Source organism: Serinicoccus sediminis, assembly GCF_004153545.1.
GTDB lineage: Bacteria > Actinomycetota > Actinomycetes > Actinomycetales > Dermatophilaceae > Ornithinicoccus > Ornithinicoccus sediminis_A.
The window spans coordinates 456,363-473,023 of record NZ_SDVA01000001.1 but is presented as its reverse complement, the minus strand read 5'-3'; the positions used below and the strand labels follow the sequence as shown (position 1 = coordinate 473,023).

Sequence of the window (16,661 nt, the reverse complement as noted above, 5' to 3'; positions counted from 1 at the left end):
CTCGCGGGTGCGGGGACACGGGCGCAGACTGGGCCCATGGCTACCTCCGACGTCATCACCCTGACCCGCCCGGACGGCGAGCTGCCGGTGCACCGCTTCCTCCCCGACCGGTCGAGCGGCGCCGGCATCGTGCTGGTCCAGGAGATCTTCGGCGTCTCCGCCTACGTGCGCGCCCGCGCCGAGGACCTGGCGCGGGAGGGGTACGAGGTGCACGTCCCCGAGCTCTACTGGCGCATCCCCGACCACGAGGTCGACGAGGACGGGGAGGGCATGCTGGAGCGCGGGATGGAGCTCATGGGCCGGACCGACTGGGCCGACGCGGTCGGCGACACGCTGGCCGCCGTCGAGCACCTGCGCGGCGAGGTCGCGGGCCGGGTGGGGCTGGTCGGCTTCTGCTACGGCGGAGGGGTCGCCTTCGCGGCGGCTGCGCGGACCGAGGTGGCCGCGCTCGTGTCCTACTACGGCTCGGCGCTGCCGCAGCTGCTCGACCTGGCCCCCGAGGTGACCGCTCCGAGCCTGCACCACTGGGGCACCGAGGACGCCTTCATCCCGCGCGCCACGGCCGAGGAGATCGAGCGGGCGCTGGACCGGGACGGGGTGGAGTTCGTCTGGCACGAGGGTGCCGGCCACGCCTTCGACAACCCGCACCCCGCCTTCTTCCACGCCGACGCCTCGGCCGCGGCCTGGCCGCATACCCTCGCCTTCCTCGACACCCACCTCCGTTCCTGACCTGGGCGGACGACACCAGGGTGGAGGGACCCCCGCGGGGGTCTTGTCAGCGGCCCGGGCGGCTCCTACGCTGAGGGTGTGCGTATGGCGAAGCGCGTTGCGTGATGAGCAACAGGTACCCGTCGACGGCCCTCGAGGGGCTGCTGCGCGACGCGCGGTTGGAGATCCTCCCGACCGACTCGGTGGCCGAGCAGGTGCACGCCCATGTCGAGCCCGGTCGCACTGTCACCGTGACCGCCTCCCCGGCCAAGGGCCTGGAGGCCACCCTCGCCCTCGCCGAGCAGCTGTCCGAGCGCTACCACGTGGTGCCGCACCTGGCGGCGCGCATGGTCGAGCGGGCCGAGCTGCCTGACGTCGTCGCGCGGCTCACCGCCACCGGCATCACCGAGATCTTCGTGCCCGGCGGTGACGCGACGCCGACCGAGACGACCTTCACCAACGCCCTCGACCTGCTCCTGGAGCTGGAGGAGCTGGGCCGCCCCTTCGAGCGGGTCGGCATCACCGGCTACCCCGAGTCCCACCCGGGCATCGACGACGACGTCATTGTGCAGTCCATGTGGGACAAGCGGCGCTACGCGACCGACATCGTCTCCAACATGACCTTCGACGACGAGCAGGTCGGCCGGTGGCTGGAGCGGGTCCGTCGCCGCGGCATCGAGCACCCGGTGTGGGTCGGCGTGCCGGGACCGGTCGACCCGGCCAAGCTGCTCAAGATGGCCACCGTCATCGGCGTCGGGGACTCCATGCGGTTCCTGCGCAAGCAGCGCGGCGTCTTCACCCGCATCGCGCTGCCGGGCTTCTCCACCACCCGCTTCGTCCACCGGATCGCGGCGCTCGCCGGCACCGAGCGCCTGGGCATCGGCGGCCTGCACCTCTACAGCTTCAACCAGGTCGAGAAGACCGAGGCCTGGCGCAGGGAGCAGCTCGCCGAGGTCGCCGCGCTCCGCCAGCCGTAGGACGCCGGCGGGCCGGGCCACCATTCGCGGCGCTCGGTGACCCGGAGGGCAACCATTCGCGACGCTCGGTGACCCGGAGGCCAACCATTCGCGGCGCTCGGTGGGGGCTGGGGCAACCACTCGCGGCGCTCGGTGGGGGAAGGAGAGGGTCGGTGGCGGGGGGTCAGCCGTCGGGGTCGAGGACGAGGCGGGCGAGGGCGTCGTCGAGAAGGGCCGTCCCCGTGCGCTCGACCTGCAGCGGCAGGCCGAGCCTGGCCGCCGCGCGCCGGGCGAGCGCGAGCAGCTCGGGATCGGTGTCGGGGTCGGGGTCCTGCGCCAGCCACACGCACCGGGTGTAGTGGCCGAAGTAGTCGTCGCGCAGCCCCGGGTGGCGGTCCAGCCCCAGCTCGGCCCACACCGTGCGGTCGAAGCTGCGGACGAGGAAGTCGGTGAGCAGGTAGGTCCCCGGCTCCTCGTCCAGCAGCGCGGCCACCCGCGCCTCCCCGGCGTACAGGTCGTAGCAGTGCAGCCCCGGGAGCCGCTCGACCCCGCGGCGCGCGCACAGCGCGTCCAGCGCGCCGTAGGTGCCGCAGTCGGCATACCCGACGGCGACGCGGTTGTAGCGTCCGGCCAGCCGGTCGATGGTCGCCTCCACCTCGCCGGCGATGCGCTGCGGATGGTTGTGCAGCAGCGGTGGCAGCGGGTGGACGTCGACCGGCAGAGGAGGCGTATGCCGTGCCGCCGCCGCGGCGGCGTGGGTCGCCAGGGCCCCGCACGCGATGAGCGCCACGCGTGACCCGGCGGCCCTCAGCCGCCCCGCGGACGCCCGTGCCTCTGCCCGTGCCTGACCGTGCGACACGAGCGTGCCCGTGGACACGCTCGTGTCCCGAGCAGAGGCACGAGGGCGCTCGGCGGCGTCAGGCCGGGAAGGCCAGCTGGTCGACGAAGCGGTCGTTGAAGTCGCTGCGGTCGGAGAGCTCGACATAGCGCACCCCCTCGAGCAGGGCCTCGGCTCCGGTGCGCTCGGTCGCCGAGAGCAGCGCCATCTTGGCTCCCTCGCCGGCGATGTTGCCGGCCGCGACGATGCGCAGCGTCGGGAGCCTGGGGACGAGCCCGATGCGGACCGCGGCGGCGGGGGACAGGTAGGAGCCGAACGACCCCGCGAGCAGCACCTGCTGCACCTCGCGGGGCTCCAGGCCGATCTCCTCCAGCAGCAGCGTCCACCCGGTCGAGATCGCGGCCTTGGCGAACTGCAGCTCCCGCACGTCCCGCTGGGAGAGGTAGACCGACTCGGCCACCGGGGCGTCCGGTGACTCGCGGTAGAGCACGAACACCCGCTCCCCGGGCTCCCCGATGCTCGCCAGCCGGTCGGCCAGCGCGGGCGCCACCGACCGCGCCGTCTCCTCGTCGACGAGGCGGCCGGAGGGGTCCAGCAGGCCCACCCGGGTCAGCTCGGCCACGGCGTCGACGAGGCCCGACCCGCACAGGCCGCGCGGCTCGACGTCGCCGATGACGCCCAGCTGCACCGGGTCGGGCAGCTCCTCCTCGCCGGTGGCGGGGGCGGGCCAGTCGGCGAGCAGGGTGACCGTCTCCACCGCCCCGTCGGCGGCCCGCATGCCGCACCGGATGGACGCGCCCTCGAAGGCCGGGCCGGCCGGCGCGGCGGTCGACACCAGCTGGGTGCCGTCGGAGAGCACGATCTCGCAGTTGGTGCCGATGTCGATCATGAGCCGCACCCGTGAGTCACGGTCCATCCCCGACGCCTGGATGCCGGCCACGATGTCGCCCCCGACGTAGGCGCCGAGCGCCGGGTGCAGGAAGGCCCGCGCCGCGGGGTGCACCGCCCCGCCGAGGCCGACCTCGGCGACCGGCACGAGGGGCCAGCGGTCGGCGGCCAGGATGAACGGCGCGACCCCGAGCGGCTCCGGGTCCTGGCCCAGCAGCAGCGCGACCATCGTGGCGTTGCCGGCGATCGCGACGTCGTACACCTCGGCCGGGTCGACCCCGGCCTCGGCGCACACCTCTGCCGCGAGCTCGGCGAGCGTCTCGTGGGCGCGGGCCCGCAGCCGCGGCAGCGCCTGCGGGTCCAGCATGGTCGCGCTGATGCGCGAGATGACGTCGCCGCCGAAGGGCTGCTGGGCGTTGAGCATCGACGCGACGGCCACCGGGGTGCCGGTGGTGAGATCCATGAGCGTGGCCACCACCGTCGTGGTGCCGAGATCCACCGCGAGGCCGAACGACCGCCCGGTCGTGTCGCCCTCCTCGACGTCGATGAGCCGGTCGTCGGCCACCACCGCGGTGACCTTGTGGTCGGCCCGGCGCAGCGCCGGGCCCACCCGGCGCAGGGCGTGCAGCTCGGCGGTCGGCTCGAGGTCCTCGATGGCGTCGAGCAGCCGGGTGAGGTCGGGCCGCTGGTCGGCGAGCGTCGCCTCCTCGAGCTCGACGTAGCGCTTCTGCACCGAGGGGCGCAGGATGACCTGGCGGCCCACCCCGACGGTGGAGGCCTTGGGGCGGGTGACGAGCGGCGGCACGTCGACGGTCATCGACCCCCAGGCCGTGGCCAGGCATCCCAGCCGCCAGCCCGCGTCCAGCTGGTCCGCGGAGAAGGTGCGCTCGTCCTGCGGCGTCACCGGGGGCATCCAGTCGCCCTCGGTCACCTGCAGCTTGCACTTGCGGCACGTCCCGTGCCCGCCGCAGGTCGAGTCCACGGCGATGCCGTTCCAGCTCGCCGCCTCGAAGAGGTTGACGCCGCTGGGCACCCGCACGGTCGTCCCCGACGGGGTGTAGGTCAGGTCGACCCGCTCCGGCCACTCGCCCTCGGTGACGGCCGGCGTGTCGTCCTGCGGCTCCTCGCCCGCCTCGGCGGCCGCGCCCGCCGCACGCTGCACCGGGCCACGGGCCGTGGCCGCCCCCACCTGCTCGTGCCTCACGTCGCGGCGGCCGCCTGCCGTGCGCGGTGGGTGCCGATCCACGACATACCCCACTCGTCGTGCCCGAGGAGCAGGTCCGCGGCGCGCACCGCGTCGACCACCTCGGCCGTCCGCGCGTCCATGATCGCGCTGGTCATGCCGGCGGCCATCGCCAGGGGCAGCCAGGCGGCGTTGATCGCGTGCCGGCCCGGCATGCCGAAGGAGACGTTGGAGGCGCCGCAGGTCATGTTGAGGCCCCAGCGCTCGTGCACGCCGGCAACCGTCTCCAGGGTGGTGATCCCGACCGTGCTGTCCGCGCCGATCGGCATGGCCAGCGGGTCGATGACGATGTCCTGCAGGGCGATGCCGTACTCCTGCGTCGCGACGCGGACGATCTTCTCCACCAGCTCGAGGCGCTTGCCGGACTCCATGGGGATCTCGTCGGCGTCGTTGGGCAGCGCGATGACGGCGGCGTCGTGCTTCTTCACCAGCGGCAGGATCGCCTCGAGGCGCTCGTCCTCGGCGGTCACCGAGTTGACCAGCGCGCGTCCCTGGTATGCCTCCAGCCCGGCCTCGAGCGCCTCGACCACCGAGGAGTCGATGCAGACCGGCAGGTCGGTGCGGGCCTGGACGACCTGGATCGCCCGGACGAGCAGGTCGGCCTCGTCGGTGAGCGGGACCCCCATGTTGACGTCGAGCACGTCGGCGCCGCCGGCCACCTGGGCCTCGACGTCGCGCTCGATCGCGGACAGGTCGCCCTCGCGCAGCTGGGCCTGGAAGGTCTTGCGCCCGGTCGGGTTGATGCGCTCGCCGATGACGCAGAAGCGCTGGTCGGAGCCGATGACGACCTCCTTGGTCGCCGAGCGCAGCACGGTGTGCAGCGGGCCGCTGCCGGCCAGCGCCGACGACCCCCACGCCGGGCTCATGCCAGCACCCCCGCCCCGGTGCGCGCCCGGCGGTCCGCGAGCAGGGCCTTCGCCTTCTTGACCGTCGCGGAGGCGTCCGCGGCGTAGCCGTCGGCGCCGACGGCGTCGGCGTACTCCTGGGTGACGGGGGCGCCGCCGACCATGACGATGACCTCGTCGCGGATGCCGGCCTTCTCGAGGGCGTTCATGTTGGCCTTGAACATCGGCATCGTCGTGGTGAGGAAGGCGGAGAACCCGACCACGTCGGGCTGGTGCTCCTCGATGGCGGCGACGAACTTCTCCGGCGCGACCTGCACGCCCAGGTCGATGACCTCGAAGCCCGCGCCCTCCAGCATGATGTTGACGAGGTTCTTGCCGATGTCGTGCACGTCACCCTTGACCGTCCCCATGAGGAAGGTGCCGACGGTCTGCACGCCGGTGTCGGCCAGCAGCGGCCGCAGCACCTCCATCGAGCCGGCCATGGCCTTGCCCGCGATGAGCATCTCCGGCACGAAGAAGTCGCCGCGCTCGAAGCGCGCGCCCACCTCCTCCAGCGCCGGGATGAGCGCGTCGAAGAGCAGCACCTGCGGCTCCATGTCCATGCCCAGGGCCTGGTGGGTCAGCTCCAGGACGCCGGGTCCGTTGCCCACCAGGGTGCGGTCGTAGAGGCCCTGCAGGATCTCGTCGGGAGTCATGAGGCACCTTTCATCACGTGCGGCTCGGTGAGGCGCCCGGACAGGTCGTCCGCGTGCCGGGAGACGAGGCGGCCGAGCTCGTCGAGCCGGCCGGTCAGTCGGGAGGTGGGACCGGACACCCCGATGGCCGCGACGAGGCGGCCGCGGAGCCGGACGGGGGCGCCGATGCCGGTGAGCGCCACCTCGAGCTCGTCGACGGTCGTCGCCCAGCCCCGGGCCCGGATGACCTCGAACTCGGCGCGCAGGGCGTCCGGGTCGGTGACGGTGCGCGTGGTGAGCGAGGGCAGCTGCTCGGGCAGGTCGAGGGCGCCGAAGGCGTACAGGGTCTTGCCGAGCGAGGAGCAGTGGGCGGGCAGGTCCACGCCCACCCAGTCGCGGCTGCCGATGAGGAAGGTGGAGTCGACCTGGGCGATCTGCACCACCGAGGTGCCGACCGGTACGCCGAGGTTGATGGTCTCCCCGGTGGCCTCGCTCAGCGCGGCCATCGTCGGCTGGGCCTCGCGGGCCAGCCACTCCCGGGTGTCGGTGCGGGCGGCGTACTGCTCGAAGAGCGGCCCGGGCAGGTAGCCGTTGCCCTCCACGTCGCGGGAGATGAGGTGCGAGCGCTCCAGCGCGGACAGCAGCCGGGAGACGGTCGAGCGGGCCAGGCCGGTGGCCTGCGCGAGGTCGGGGGTGCTCAGCGGGTCGGGCGACTGGACGACGCGCACGACGAGGTCCGCCGCCCGGTCGATCGCCTGGGTCCCCTGGGTTGCCATTCTCCGTGTCCCTCTTCCCTGAGTGCTCACTATGTGGGATCGTATGCCCATATCGTGAGACGACGCAAGGGTGCGGCGTCCGGCGCGTCGCCCGGGGCCGCCCGGCGACGGGGAGGAGGAGTGGGATGTTCGTCAACCGCATGCCGAGGTACGAGGTGCTCTCGGAGCAGGCGATGGACCAGCTCGACGGCGCCTGGCGCCGGCTGATGACCGAGGTGGGGGTGCAGTTCGCCAGCGAGGAGGCCCTCGCGCTGCTGCGGGAGGCGGGGCAGAAGGTCGAGGGGGACACGGCATACCTCGACCCGGAGTGGGTGCTCGAGCAGGTCGCGAAGGCGCCCCGGGAGTTCGACGTGCAGGCGCGCAACCCGGAGCGCTCGATCCACATCGGTGGCGACAGCATGGCGTTCGGCGCGGTCTACGGCCCGCCGTTCGTGCGCGAGGGCGACGCGCGGCGCGACGGCACCTTCGACGACTACCAACGGTTCGCCCGGCTGGCGCAGACCTTCGACGTCCTCGACTCCGCCGGCGGCGTCGTCTGCGAGCCCAACGACCTGCCGCTGGACTCGCGGCACCTCGACATGACGCTCGCGCTGATGACGCAGACCGACAAGGTCTACATGGGCAACGTGGTGTCGGGGCAGAACGCGCGCGACGTCATCGCGATGGGGGAGATCCTCTTCGGCGGGCGCGAGGCGATCGAGGCGACCCCGGCGTCGATCTCGCTCATCAACTGCAACAGCCCGCTGCGCTGGGACGACCGGATGCTCGAGGCGCTCTTCGAGTACGCCCGCGCCGGCCAGCCCGTGGTGCTCACCCCGTTCATCCTCATGGGTGCCATGTCGCCGGTGACCATCCCAGCGGCGCTCACCCAGCAGATCACCGAGGCGCTCTCCGGGATCGCGCTCGCGCAGACCATCCGGCCGGGGACGCCGGTGATCTTCGGGTCGTTCCTGTCCACCATCGACATGCAGTCGGGGTCCCCGACGTTCGGGACGCCCGAGTCGGGCCTGGGGCTGCTGTGCACCGGGCAGATCGCGCGGCACTTCGGGCTGCCGTTCCGCGGCGGCGGTGGGCTGACCAGCTCCCAGGTGCCGGACGCCCAGGCCGGCTACGAGGCGACGATGACGCTGCTCCCGACCTTCCTCGCCGGCACCAACTGGGTCATGCACTCGGCCGGCTGGCTCGAGGGCGGCCTGGTCAGCAGCTTCGAGAAGTTCGTCGTCGACTGCCAGATCATCGAGATGCTGCAGCACGAGTTCCGTCCGCTGGAGATCGACGAGGGCTCGCTGGCCTTCGACGCGCACGTGGAGGTCGGGCACGGCGGCCACTTCCTCGGGGCGATGCACACCATGGAGCGCTTCCGGACCTGCTTCTACCGGCCGTTCCTGTCCAGCGCGGACAACTTCGAGCGGTGGACCTCCAAGGGGTCGCCGGACACCGCGACCCGCGCCTCGGCCGTGGTCGCCTCCCGGCTGGAGGGCTACGAGGCGCCCCCGCTGGACGACGCCGTGCGGGAGGAGCTGGAGGCCTTCGTCGTGCGGCGCCGGGCCGAGCTGGGCGACTGAGGCCCGCCGGACCCGGGGTCCCGGCCCCCCGATCCGTGACGGCTGTCGGTGGTGCGTGCCAGGATCGGATCCGAGGCGTCACCAGCGGCGGTGGCGCGGAGAGGGCGGAGCCATGGCGGGGCGACCGATGCTGCTGGTGGGCACGACCAAGGGAGCATTCGTCCTCGAACCACGCGACGGTGACGCCGGCTGGTCGGTGCGCGGCCCCTACTGCGACGGGTGGCCGGTCAACCACGTCGTCGGCGACCCGGTCACCGGGACCCTCTGGGCGGGCGGGGGCAGCGAGTGGTCGGGGGCCGGTGTGTGGCGCTCCGGCGACGGTGGTCACACCTGGGAGCTGAGCCGGCTGACGACCGGGGCGATGGACGACTGGGCGGCGAACGACCCCGGCTTCGCCGCCGCCGTGGGGTGGACCGCGGAGCAGGTCCCCTCTGGCACGGAGTTCAGCCAGGTCTGGTCGCTGGGTGTGGCGGGGGACCGGGTGTATGCCGGCACCAAGCCGGCCGCCCTCCTCGCCAGTGACGACGGCGGGGTGACGTGGACCGAGGTGGAGAGCCTGCGCCGACACCCGTCGGCCGAGGACTGGAACCCCGGCGCGGCCGGGCTGGTGCTGCATACCATCCTGGCCGACCCCGGCGACCCGTCCCGGTTGTGGCTCGGCATCTCGGCCGCCGGGGTCTTCGCGTCCAAGGACGCCGGGGGTCAGTGGGAGCGGCGCAACGCGCTGGCGCTGCCGGACGAGCCGGACGCCGCGGCGGCGGCCGGGCATCCGGGAGGACCGGGCGGCGGCGAGGTCGGTCTGTGCGTGCACCACATCGTCCGGGCCCCCGGCCCGGGCGACGTGCTCTACCAGCGCAACCACGTCGGGGTGTGGCGCTCCGGCGACGGAGGTCTGAGCTGGAGCGACGTCACCGCCGGCCTGCCCTCCACCTTCGGCTCCCCCATGCGCGTGCACCCGCGCGACCCCGACACCATCTGGACCATCCCGCTCAACGGCGACATGGAGGGTCGCTACCCGCCCGACGCCGCCGCAGCGGTGTGGCGGTCGACCGACGGCGGCGCGACGTGGGAGGCGCAGCGGGCCGGGCTGCCGCAGGAGTCGTGCTTCTTCACCGTGCTGCGCCAGGCCATGGCGGGAGACTCGGCCGACCCCGCGGGCCTCTACTTCGGGACCAACACCGGCTCGGTCTTCGCCAGCACGGACGAGGGGGAGAGCTGGGCGGAGGTCGCGCGGCACCTGCCGACCGTGCTGTCGGTGGAGGTCCTCGAGCGCACCTGAGCGAAGCATGTCGAGAACCGCCCACCCGCTCCGACGTCCCAGGTGGACGTCGCCGGACGGCGGCGCGGAACCGCACGCCACGAGCAAGGAGCAGCAGATGAAGTACGTCATCCTCATCCAGTCCAACCCTCAGCCCTGGGGCCACCCCACGGCCGACTTCCTGCCGGCCTACCAGGAGCAGTCGCAGGAGGACCGCGACCGGCTCAACGGCGACTTCGAGCGGATGCTCGGCGAGCTCAGCGAGCGGGGAGAGCTCGTCGGAGGGGAGGCCCTGGGCGACCCGACCTCGGCACGGCTCTTCCGGTGGGCGGACGGCGAGCAGGTGGTGACCGACGGCCCCTACGCCGAGGGGAGGGAGCACCTCGCGGGCTTCTTCCTCATCGACGTGGAGTCCCAGGAGCGGGCCGAGCAGATCACCGAGGCCTTCAGCGGCCCGGGGGAGACGGTGGAGCTGCGCCCGGTCATGGGGGGTGGTGACGACGGCGACTGACCCCACCCTGGAGACGGTGTGGCGCGCCCACCGGCCGCGGGTGCTGGCGGCGCTGCTGCGCCGGCACGGTGACGCCGGGGACTGCGAGGACGCCGCGCAGGAAGCGCTCCTGGCGGCGTCCGAGCAGTGGCCGTCCGAGGGTCTGCCCGACGACCCCGGTGCCTGGCTGGTCCGGGTGGCCTCCCGCCGGTTGGTCGATCGGGTGCGCAGCGACGAGGCCCGGCGGGCGCGCGAGGAGGTCGTCGCGCGCCAGACCGGCGCCCTGCACCGCGGCGTGGTCCCGGGGGACGAGCAGGAGCCCGTGGCCGTCCCAGACGACGTGGTGGAGATGATGCTGCGGTGCTGTCACCCGGCGCTGTCACCGAGCTCGCGCGTGGCGCTCACGCTGCGGGCGGTGGGCGGTCTCAGCACCCGCCAGGTCGCGGCCGGCTTCCTCGTGCCCGAGGCGACGATGGCGCAGCGCATCAGCCGTGCCCGCGCCACGCTGGCAGCTGCGGACGTCAGCTTCGGGGTGCCGGACCCCGTGGAGCTCCCGGAGCGGATGGCGGCGGTGCGCCACGTCGTCTCGCTCGTCTTCACCGAAGGTCACCAGCGCAGCTCCGGCGACGCGGTGGTCGACGGCGCCTTCGTGGGCGAGGGTCTGAGGTTGGCCCGGGTCCTGCACGAGGCGTGCCCGCAGGACCCGGAGAACGCAGGGCTGCTGGCGCTGCTGCTGCTCACGGCGGCGCGCACGCCGGCCCGCACGGACGCCAGCGGCGACCTCGTGCCGCTGGACGAGCAGGACCGGGGGCTGTGGGACCCGTCCCTCATCCGCGAGGGGGTCGGGCTGCTCGAGGTATGCCTTCCGCTCGGTGCGGTGGGGCAGTTCCAGCTGCAGGCCGCGGTCGCCGCGGTGCACGCCGAGGCGGCACGGCCGGAGGACACCGACTGGCGACAGATCCTCGTGCTGTACCGCATGCTCGACGACGTCGCGCCGTCGGCGGCGACGACCGTCGCCCTCGCCACCGCGACCGCCGAGGTCGAGGGGCCGTCGGCGGGCCTGGCGGTGCTGGACCGCGTGAAGGACCCGAGGTGGCACCGCGTGCACGCGGTGCGGGGGCACCTGCTCGCCCGCACGGGGGACATCGCCGGCGCCCGCGGCTGCTGGGCCGAGGCGGCCCGGCTGACGCGGAGCATCCGCGAGCAGCGGCACCTGAACGCCCTCATCGGGCAGCTCGACCGCTGAGCGCGGGCCCGGCGCCGTGAGGGCGCGGCCACGCCTCAGCCGGCGCGGCGGAACACCCCGCCGTGCAGCAGGTAGCCGATCATCCAGAACTCGCCGACGGTCGCCGGGACGGTGAGCAGCGCCGCGACCACCGCCGCGTCGGGGAGCAGGAAACCGAGCACCGAGCTGACGACATACCCCAGGCCTCCGGCGACGAGCACCCAGCCGAGCGGGCGGACCATCCCCACCCGCAGGGCCAGGAGGCCCATGGGCAGCAGCCAGAGCCCGAAGAAGACGGCGCCGACGCTCCAGAGGTTCTCGCTGAGCGTGGTGAGGGCCTGCACCTGACCGGCGGCCTGGACGCCGGTCGGAGCCAGGTCCACGGCGGTGGCCGTCGCGGCCGCGCTGGCCAGCACCACCGTGGCGTTGAAGAGGCCGAAGACCGCCAGGGTGCCCGCCAGGAAGGCGTCGGTGCGGCGGAAGAGGCGGAAGAACCACAGGGCCACGAGCACCTGCGTGACGACGATGCCCAGGTCGGCCACGACGCCGGCCCGGGCGAGCGTCTCGTGCGTCGTCATCAGCGACACGGTCGCGGTCCCGTCCTCACCCACGACCTGGGGACGGATGAGGAGGAAACCCAGCATCCCCGTCACACCGAGCGCGAGGTAGAGCCAGCCCGTCGTGCGGGCGGTCGGCAGGAGCGACGCAGAGCGTTCCGCGGCGCTGGTGCGCGGGGGCGTGGTGCGCGGGGGTGTGGTGCTGGTGGTCGTGGTCATGAGCGAGTCCTCTCGTGTGTGCCTTACGTAGTAAGGTAACCATACGTTGTAAGGTGAGTCAATGGGCCACCACAGAGGACGAGCATGACGAGGACGAGGGAGCCGTTGACCCGGGCGCGGGTGCTGGCCGCCGCCATGGCGGTCGCCGACGCGGACGGGGTGCCCGCGCTGACCATGCGCCGGCTGGCGGGCGACCTGGGGGTGGAGGCCATGTCGCTCTACCACCACGTGCGCGGCAAGGACGCCCTGCTCGACGGCCTGGTCGAGGCGGTCGTCGCCGAGATCGAGGCCGCGGCGGGGGAGGCCGGAGGTGCCGCGCCGGGCGACGACTGGAGAGCCGTGCTGAGGCGACGGTTCCTGGCCGCCCGCTCCGTCGTGGTCCGCCACCCCTGGGCCCCCGGCCTCGTGAGCAGCCGGGCCACGGTGCCCCCGAGCGTCTACGCCTACTTCGAGCAGGTGCTGGCGACCATGGTCGAGGGAGGACTCGGGTATGCCCTGGCCCACAAGGCCCTGCACGCCTTCGGGTCGATGGCCCTGGGCTTCACCCAGGAGCTGTTCTCGCCCCCGACCGCCGGTGGCAGCACCGACGTCGACCTGTCCGAGGCGCAGCTGGCGGCGATGGCCGACGCGCTGCCGCACCTGGGCGCCATGGTCGCCTCGGAGCTGCACGCCGCAGACGGCGACGTCCTCGGCTGGTGCGACAGCCAGGCGGAGTTCGAGTTCACCCTGGACCTGCTGCTCGACGGGCTCGAGGCGCAGCGGGTGCGGAGGGCGGGCTGACCCAGACGGCTCGGCGCCCGTCGAGGGCGGCGGCTGCGCGCAGGACGCGTAGGGTTGCGGCATGCGCAACGAGAACGACCCGTCGTCCCCGTCCTCGGCCGGTGAGGCCCGCAGCCAGGGGGCCGTCCAGTCCGTCGACCGGGCCCTCACCATCCTGGAGATCCTGGCCCGGGGTGAGGCTGGCGTCGGGGAGATCGCCGCCCAGCTGGGGGTCCACAAGTCCACCGCCAGCCGGCTCGTCGCGGCCCTGGCGGCGCACGACCTCGTCGAGCAGCCGACCGAGCGCGGCCGCGCCCGGCTGGGGGTCGGCATCCTGCGCCTCGCCGGGGCGACCAGCGCCCGCCTCGACCTGGTGCAGGAGGCGCGCCCGGTCTGCCGCCTGCTGGCCTCGCAGACCAACGAGACGGTCAACCTGGCCGTGCTCGGCGACCGCTCCGCGCTCTACATCGACCAGGTCATCGGACCCTCGACCATCACGTCCTACAACTGGGTCGGCCAGCACATCCCGCTGCACGCCACCTCCAACGGCCGGGTCCTCGTCAGCGGGCTGTCCCCGACGGAGCGTCGCGCCGCGTGGGGTGAGCTCACGGCATACACCGACTCCACCGTGACCGACCCTCGCCGGCTCGAGGAGCTGGTGGACGACGTCGTCGCCCAGGGGTATGCCGTGGCCCGCGACGAGCTGGACGTCGGGCTCACCGCGGTGGCGGCGCCGGTGCGCAACGCGCACGGGGAGGTGTGCGCCTCGGTGAGCGTCTCCGGGCCGAGCTTCCGGATCGACGAGGACCGGGTGGAGCAGATCCTGCCCCTGCTGCTGCAGGCGGCGGGCGACGTCTCCGCGCGGCTGGGCTGGCACGCCGCCTGAGCCCGCGCCGCGGGTCGCCGGACGGGCACCACGACGCCAGGCGGCGGCATACCCCCAGGTCGTCGCGCACGGTGCCCGTCGGGCCGCGTGGACCCTTGACACCCCGACCCACCGGGATGAGACTGGTTGCGTGATACGCGCGCTGTTGCGCGATACGCACCACCAGAAGGGCGACCATGAGCACCTCATCCCTCCCCGACCGCTGCGACGTCCTCGTCATCGGGGCCGGCATCGTCGGCAACTCGCTGGTCCACCACCTCGCCGAGCTGGGGTGGACCGACATCGTGCAGATCGACAAGGGCCCCCTGCCCAACCCCGGCGGGTCGACCGGGCACGCCTCCAACTTCATCTTCCCGGTGGACCACAGCCGGGAGATCACCGACCTGACCCTGGACTCGATGCGGCAGTACGACGAGATGGGCGTCCTCACCACGTCCGGCGGCATCGAGGTCGCCCGCACCGAGGAGCGGATGGAGGAGCTGCGCCGCCGGATGTCCTCGGCCAGGGCCTGGGGCATCGAGTCGCGCCTGGTGACCCCGCAGGAGGTCGCCGAGATGGTGCCCTTCCTCGACCCCGAGGTCATCGTCGGCGGCTTCTACACCCCGAGCGTCGGCGTCGTCGACTCGCTGCGGGCCGGGACGATCATGCGCGAGAGCGCCCAGGCCAGGGGCGTTCTCACCACGGTCGCCAACGTCGAGGTCACCGGCATGACGGTCACCGAGGGCCGGATCAGCGCGGTCCAGACCGACCGGGGCGACATCGAGGCGCCGGTCGTCGTCATCGCCTGTGGCGTCTGGAGCCCCCGGCTCGCCCGGATGGCCGGCGCGCACATCCCGCTCACCCCCGCCGTGCACCAGATGATCTCGGTCGGCCCCTGTGCCCAGCTCGCGGAGAAGCCGGGTGAGATCAGCTTCCCGATCATCCGCGACATGGACACCTTCTGCTACGAGCGTCAGCACGGCTCGGACATGGAGGTCGGCTCCTACGCCCACCGCGCGATCCTGCACGAGCCGGACGAGATCCCCTCGATCGCGCAGGCGAAGCTGTCGCCGACCGAGATGCCGTTCACCGAGGACGACTTCGACCCCCAGCTCGAGCAGGCGCTGGAGCTCATGCCCGAGCTGCTCGGCGACGAGCGCGCCGAGATCCGCTACGCCATCAACGGCCTGCTCTCGCTCACCCCGGACGGCGCGCCGGTGCTCGGCGAGACCCCCGAGGTCAAGGGTCTGTGGAGCTGCGCGGCGGTGTGGATCAAGGAGGGCCCGGGGGTCGGCCGCGCGGTCGCGGAGTGGATGACCCACGGCAACCCGGAGATCGACCTGGGGCACAGCGACATCGCCCGCTTCTACCCCCACCAGCGCACCCGCGCCCACATCCGCGCCCGGACCAGCGAGGCGTTCAACAAGACCTACGGCATCGTGCACCCCTCCGAGCAGTGGCAGAGCTCCCGGCCCATCCGGCTCTCGCCGATGCACGCCAGCCAGCGCGAGCTCGGGGCGGTGTTCTACGAGGCCGCCGGGTGGGAGCGCCCGCAGTGGTACGCCTCCAACGAGCCGCTGCTCGAGGAGTTCGGCGACGCCGTCATGCCCCGCGAGCACGAGTGGGACGCGCGCTGGTGGTCCCCGGTCATCAACGCCGAGCACCTGGCCCTGCGGGCCCGCGGCGGCATCGTCGACCTCACCGCCTTCGCGATCTTCGACATCGTCGGCCCGGCCGCGCTCGACGCGGTGCAGCGCATCATCGTCGCCCAGGCCGACGTCGCGATCGGCCGGGTGGTCTACACCCCGGTGCTGGACGAGACGGGCGGCTTCCGCTCCGACCTCACGGTCATGAGGCTGGCGCACGACCGCTTCCGGGTCGTCACCGGGGGCGCGCACGGCATGGTCGACCAGAAGTGGTTCGCCGACCACCTGCCCGAGGGAGCCTCGCTCGTGGACCTGACCTCGGCATACTCCACGATCGGGGTATGGGGTCCGCGCGCCGGTGACGTGCTCGGCGCGCTCACCGACGACGACCTGTCGCCGGAGGCCTTCCGCTTCGGCACCTGCCGGCTCATCGAGGTGGGCGACCTGTCGGTGCTGGCCTCGCGCATCTCCTACGTCGGCGAGTTCGGGTGGGAGCTCTACGTGCCCATCGAGACCGGGGCCCAGCTCTGGGAGCGGCTCATCGAGGCGGGCCGCCCGCACGGCGTGGTCCCCGTCGGCATCGGGGTCTACACCGCCACGGGTCGGATCGAGAAGGGCTACCGCGCCTACGGTGCCGAGCTGGACGCCGAGCGCACCCTCTCCGAGACCGGCATGGAGCGGCCCAAGGTCAAGGACGCCGACTTCATCGGCAAGGAGGCGGTGCTGGCCCAGGCGGGGCAGCCGCCGAAGGCGGTGCTCTGCGCGCTGACCGTCGACGACCACACCTCGGCGAGCGGGGTCAAGCGCTACATGCTCGGTGGCGAGCCGATCCTGGGCCGCGACGGTGAGCCCCTCACCGACGGGCACGGGCACCACCCCTACGTCACCTCGGCGGCCTCCGCCCCCAGTCTCGGCAAGCACGTGCTCATGGCCTTCCTGCCCCCCGAGCAGGCGGTCGTCGGCACCGAGCTCGCCGTGTCCTACATGGAGGAGCTCTACCCGGTGACCGTCGCCAGCGTCGACGCGACCCCGCTGCTCGACCCGGACAACCTGCGGGTCAAGGGGCGGTATGCCGAGCTCGAGCAGTCCGGGACCGGCAGCACCGCCACGGGCGCCCCGGTGGCGGCCGAGCCGGTGGGGGTGGCCTGA

General features: G+C 73.2%; 15 protein-coding genes. 9 read left to right on the top strand and 6 right to left on the bottom strand.

Annotated features, from left to right (window positions below; translation table 11 throughout):
• Positions 1-36: 36 nt before the first annotated feature.
• Both EUS26_RS02175 and EUS26_RS02170 read left to right on the top strand, forming a co-directional pair.
• Positions 37-729 (top strand): dienelactone hydrolase family protein, encoded by a 693-nt coding sequence (locus EUS26_RS02175; protein ID WP_130011514.1) that lies wholly within the window; start codon positions 37-39, stop codon positions 727-729.
• Between the two features lie 104 nt (positions 730-833).
• Positions 834-1,685: a methylenetetrahydrofolate reductase gene (locus tag EUS26_RS02170; protein WP_130011513.1), complete on the top strand. Its 852-nt coding sequence runs from the start codon at positions 834-836 to the stop codon at positions 1,683-1,685.
• 163 nt (positions 1,686-1,848) lie between these two features.
• Here the strand turns inward: EUS26_RS02170 and EUS26_RS02165 are convergent, their stop codons facing one another.
• The 5 genes from EUS26_RS02165 to EUS26_RS02145 form a co-directional block, all read right to left on the bottom strand.
• Positions 1,849-2,454, bottom strand: a complete 606-nt coding sequence (locus EUS26_RS02165) for a DUF1638 domain-containing protein (RefSeq protein WP_238148766.1) — start codon at positions 2,452-2,454, stop codon at positions 1,849-1,851.
• 127 nt (positions 2,455-2,581) lie between these two features.
• On the bottom strand, positions 2,582-4,594 hold the full coding sequence (locus tag EUS26_RS02160; protein ID WP_238148765.1) for an ASKHA domain-containing protein: 2,013 nt from the start codon (positions 4,592-4,594) through the stop codon (positions 2,582-2,584).
• Positions 4,591-5,499 (bottom strand): dihydropteroate synthase, encoded by a 909-nt coding sequence (locus EUS26_RS02155; protein ID WP_130011511.1) that lies wholly within the window; start codon positions 5,497-5,499, stop codon positions 4,591-4,593. Before EUS26_RS02155 ends, EUS26_RS02160 begins: the two co-directional genes overlap by 4 nt.
• On the bottom strand, positions 5,496-6,173 hold the full coding sequence (locus tag EUS26_RS02150; RefSeq protein ID WP_130011510.1) for a corrinoid protein: 678 nt from the start codon (positions 6,171-6,173) through the stop codon (positions 5,496-5,498). The genes EUS26_RS02155 and EUS26_RS02150 overlap by 4 nt, the downstream gene beginning before the upstream one ends.
• Positions 6,170-6,928, bottom strand: a complete 759-nt coding sequence (locus EUS26_RS02145) for an IclR family transcriptional regulator (protein ID WP_165368471.1) — start codon at positions 6,926-6,928, stop codon at positions 6,170-6,172. The genes EUS26_RS02150 and EUS26_RS02145 overlap by 4 nt, the downstream gene beginning before the upstream one ends.
• Positions 6,929-7,053: 125 nt before the next feature.
• Between EUS26_RS02145 and EUS26_RS02140 the strand changes: the two genes are divergently transcribed.
• From EUS26_RS02140 to EUS26_RS02125, 4 genes are all read left to right on the top strand, one after another.
• The gene (locus EUS26_RS02140) at positions 7,054-8,493 is read left to right on the top strand and encodes a trimethylamine methyltransferase family protein (RefSeq protein WP_130011508.1); all 1,440 of its coding nucleotides are present in this window, start codon (positions 7,054-7,056) and stop codon (positions 8,491-8,493) included.
• Positions 8,494-8,605: 112 nt separating this feature from the next.
• Positions 8,606-9,772: a WD40/YVTN/BNR-like repeat-containing protein gene (locus EUS26_RS02135; protein WP_165368470.1), complete on the top strand. Its 1,167-nt coding sequence runs from the start codon at positions 8,606-8,608 to the stop codon at positions 9,770-9,772.
• A 97-nt stretch (positions 9,773-9,869) separates the two neighbouring features.
• Positions 9,870-10,262, top strand: coding sequence for a YciI family protein (locus EUS26_RS02130; RefSeq protein WP_130011507.1), 393 nt, complete (start codon positions 9,870-9,872; stop codon positions 10,260-10,262).
• A complete protein-coding gene (locus EUS26_RS02125) occupies positions 10,246-11,487 on the top strand; it encodes an RNA polymerase sigma factor (RefSeq protein ID WP_202865002.1) in 1,242 nt (413 codons plus the stop codon). Before EUS26_RS02130 ends, EUS26_RS02125 begins: the two co-directional genes overlap by 17 nt.
• Before the next feature lie 35 nt (positions 11,488-11,522).
• On the opposite strand, the gene EUS26_RS02120 is transcribed toward EUS26_RS02125, so the two are convergent.
• Complete coding sequence (locus tag EUS26_RS02120; RefSeq protein ID WP_130011506.1) at positions 11,523-12,242, bottom strand: DUF4386 domain-containing protein; 720 nt, start codon at positions 12,240-12,242, stop codon at positions 11,523-11,525.
• 84 nt (positions 12,243-12,326) lie between these two features.
• Between EUS26_RS02120 and EUS26_RS02115 the strand changes: the two genes are divergently transcribed.
• From EUS26_RS02115 to EUS26_RS02105, 3 genes are all read left to right on the top strand, one after another.
• The gene (locus EUS26_RS02115) at positions 12,327-13,022 is read left to right on the top strand and encodes a TetR/AcrR family transcriptional regulator (protein WP_130011505.1); all 696 of its coding nucleotides are present in this window, start codon (positions 12,327-12,329) and stop codon (positions 13,020-13,022) included.
• A gap of 61 nt (positions 13,023-13,083) precedes the next feature.
• Positions 13,084-13,887, top strand: coding sequence for an IclR family transcriptional regulator (locus tag EUS26_RS02110; protein WP_130011504.1), 804 nt, complete (start codon positions 13,084-13,086; stop codon positions 13,885-13,887).
• 176 nt (positions 13,888-14,063) lie between these two features.
• A complete protein-coding gene (locus EUS26_RS02105) occupies positions 14,064-16,661 on the top strand; it encodes a GcvT family protein (protein ID WP_130011503.1) in 2,598 nt (865 codons plus the stop codon).

Bases quoted from the DNA above. Each gene is read 5' to 3' on its own strand.
- EUS26_RS02150 (WP_130011510.1), bottom strand. From the start codon at position 6,173: ATGACTCCCGACGAGATCCTGCAGGGCCTCTACGACCGCACCCTGGTG.
- EUS26_RS02175 (WP_130011514.1), top strand. From the start codon at position 37: ATGGCTACCTCCGACGTCATCACCCTGACCCGCCCGGACGGCGAGCTG.
- EUS26_RS02110 (WP_130011504.1), top strand. From the start codon at position 13,084: ATGCGCAACGAGAACGACCCGTCGTCCCCGTCCTCGGCCGGTGAGGCC.
- EUS26_RS02135 (WP_165368470.1), top strand. From the start codon at position 8,606: ATGGCGGGGCGACCGATGCTGCTGGTGGGCACGACCAAGGGAGCATTC.
- EUS26_RS02170 (WP_130011513.1), top strand. From the start codon at position 834: ATGAGCAACAGGTACCCGTCGACGGCCCTCGAGGGGCTGCTGCGCGAC.
- EUS26_RS02155 (WP_130011511.1), bottom strand. From the start codon at position 5,499: ATGAGCCCGGCGTGGGGGTCGTCGGCGCTGGCCGGCAGCGGCCCGCTG.
- EUS26_RS02130 (WP_130011507.1), top strand. From the start codon at position 9,870: ATGAAGTACGTCATCCTCATCCAGTCCAACCCTCAGCCCTGGGGCCAC.
- EUS26_RS02115 (WP_130011505.1), top strand. From the start codon at position 12,327: ATGACGAGGACGAGGGAGCCGTTGACCCGGGCGCGGGTGCTGGCCGCC.
- EUS26_RS02145 (WP_165368471.1), bottom strand. From the start codon at position 6,928: ATGGCAACCCAGGGGACCCAGGCGATCGACCGGGCGGCGGACCTCGTC.
- EUS26_RS02140 (WP_130011508.1), top strand. From the start codon at position 7,054: ATGTTCGTCAACCGCATGCCGAGGTACGAGGTGCTCTCGGAGCAGGCG.
- EUS26_RS02105 (WP_130011503.1), top strand. From the start codon at position 14,064: ATGAGCACCTCATCCCTCCCCGACCGCTGCGACGTCCTCGTCATCGGG.
- EUS26_RS02120 (WP_130011506.1), bottom strand. From the start codon at position 12,242: ATGACCACGACCACCAGCACCACACCCCCGCGCACCACGCCCCCGCGC.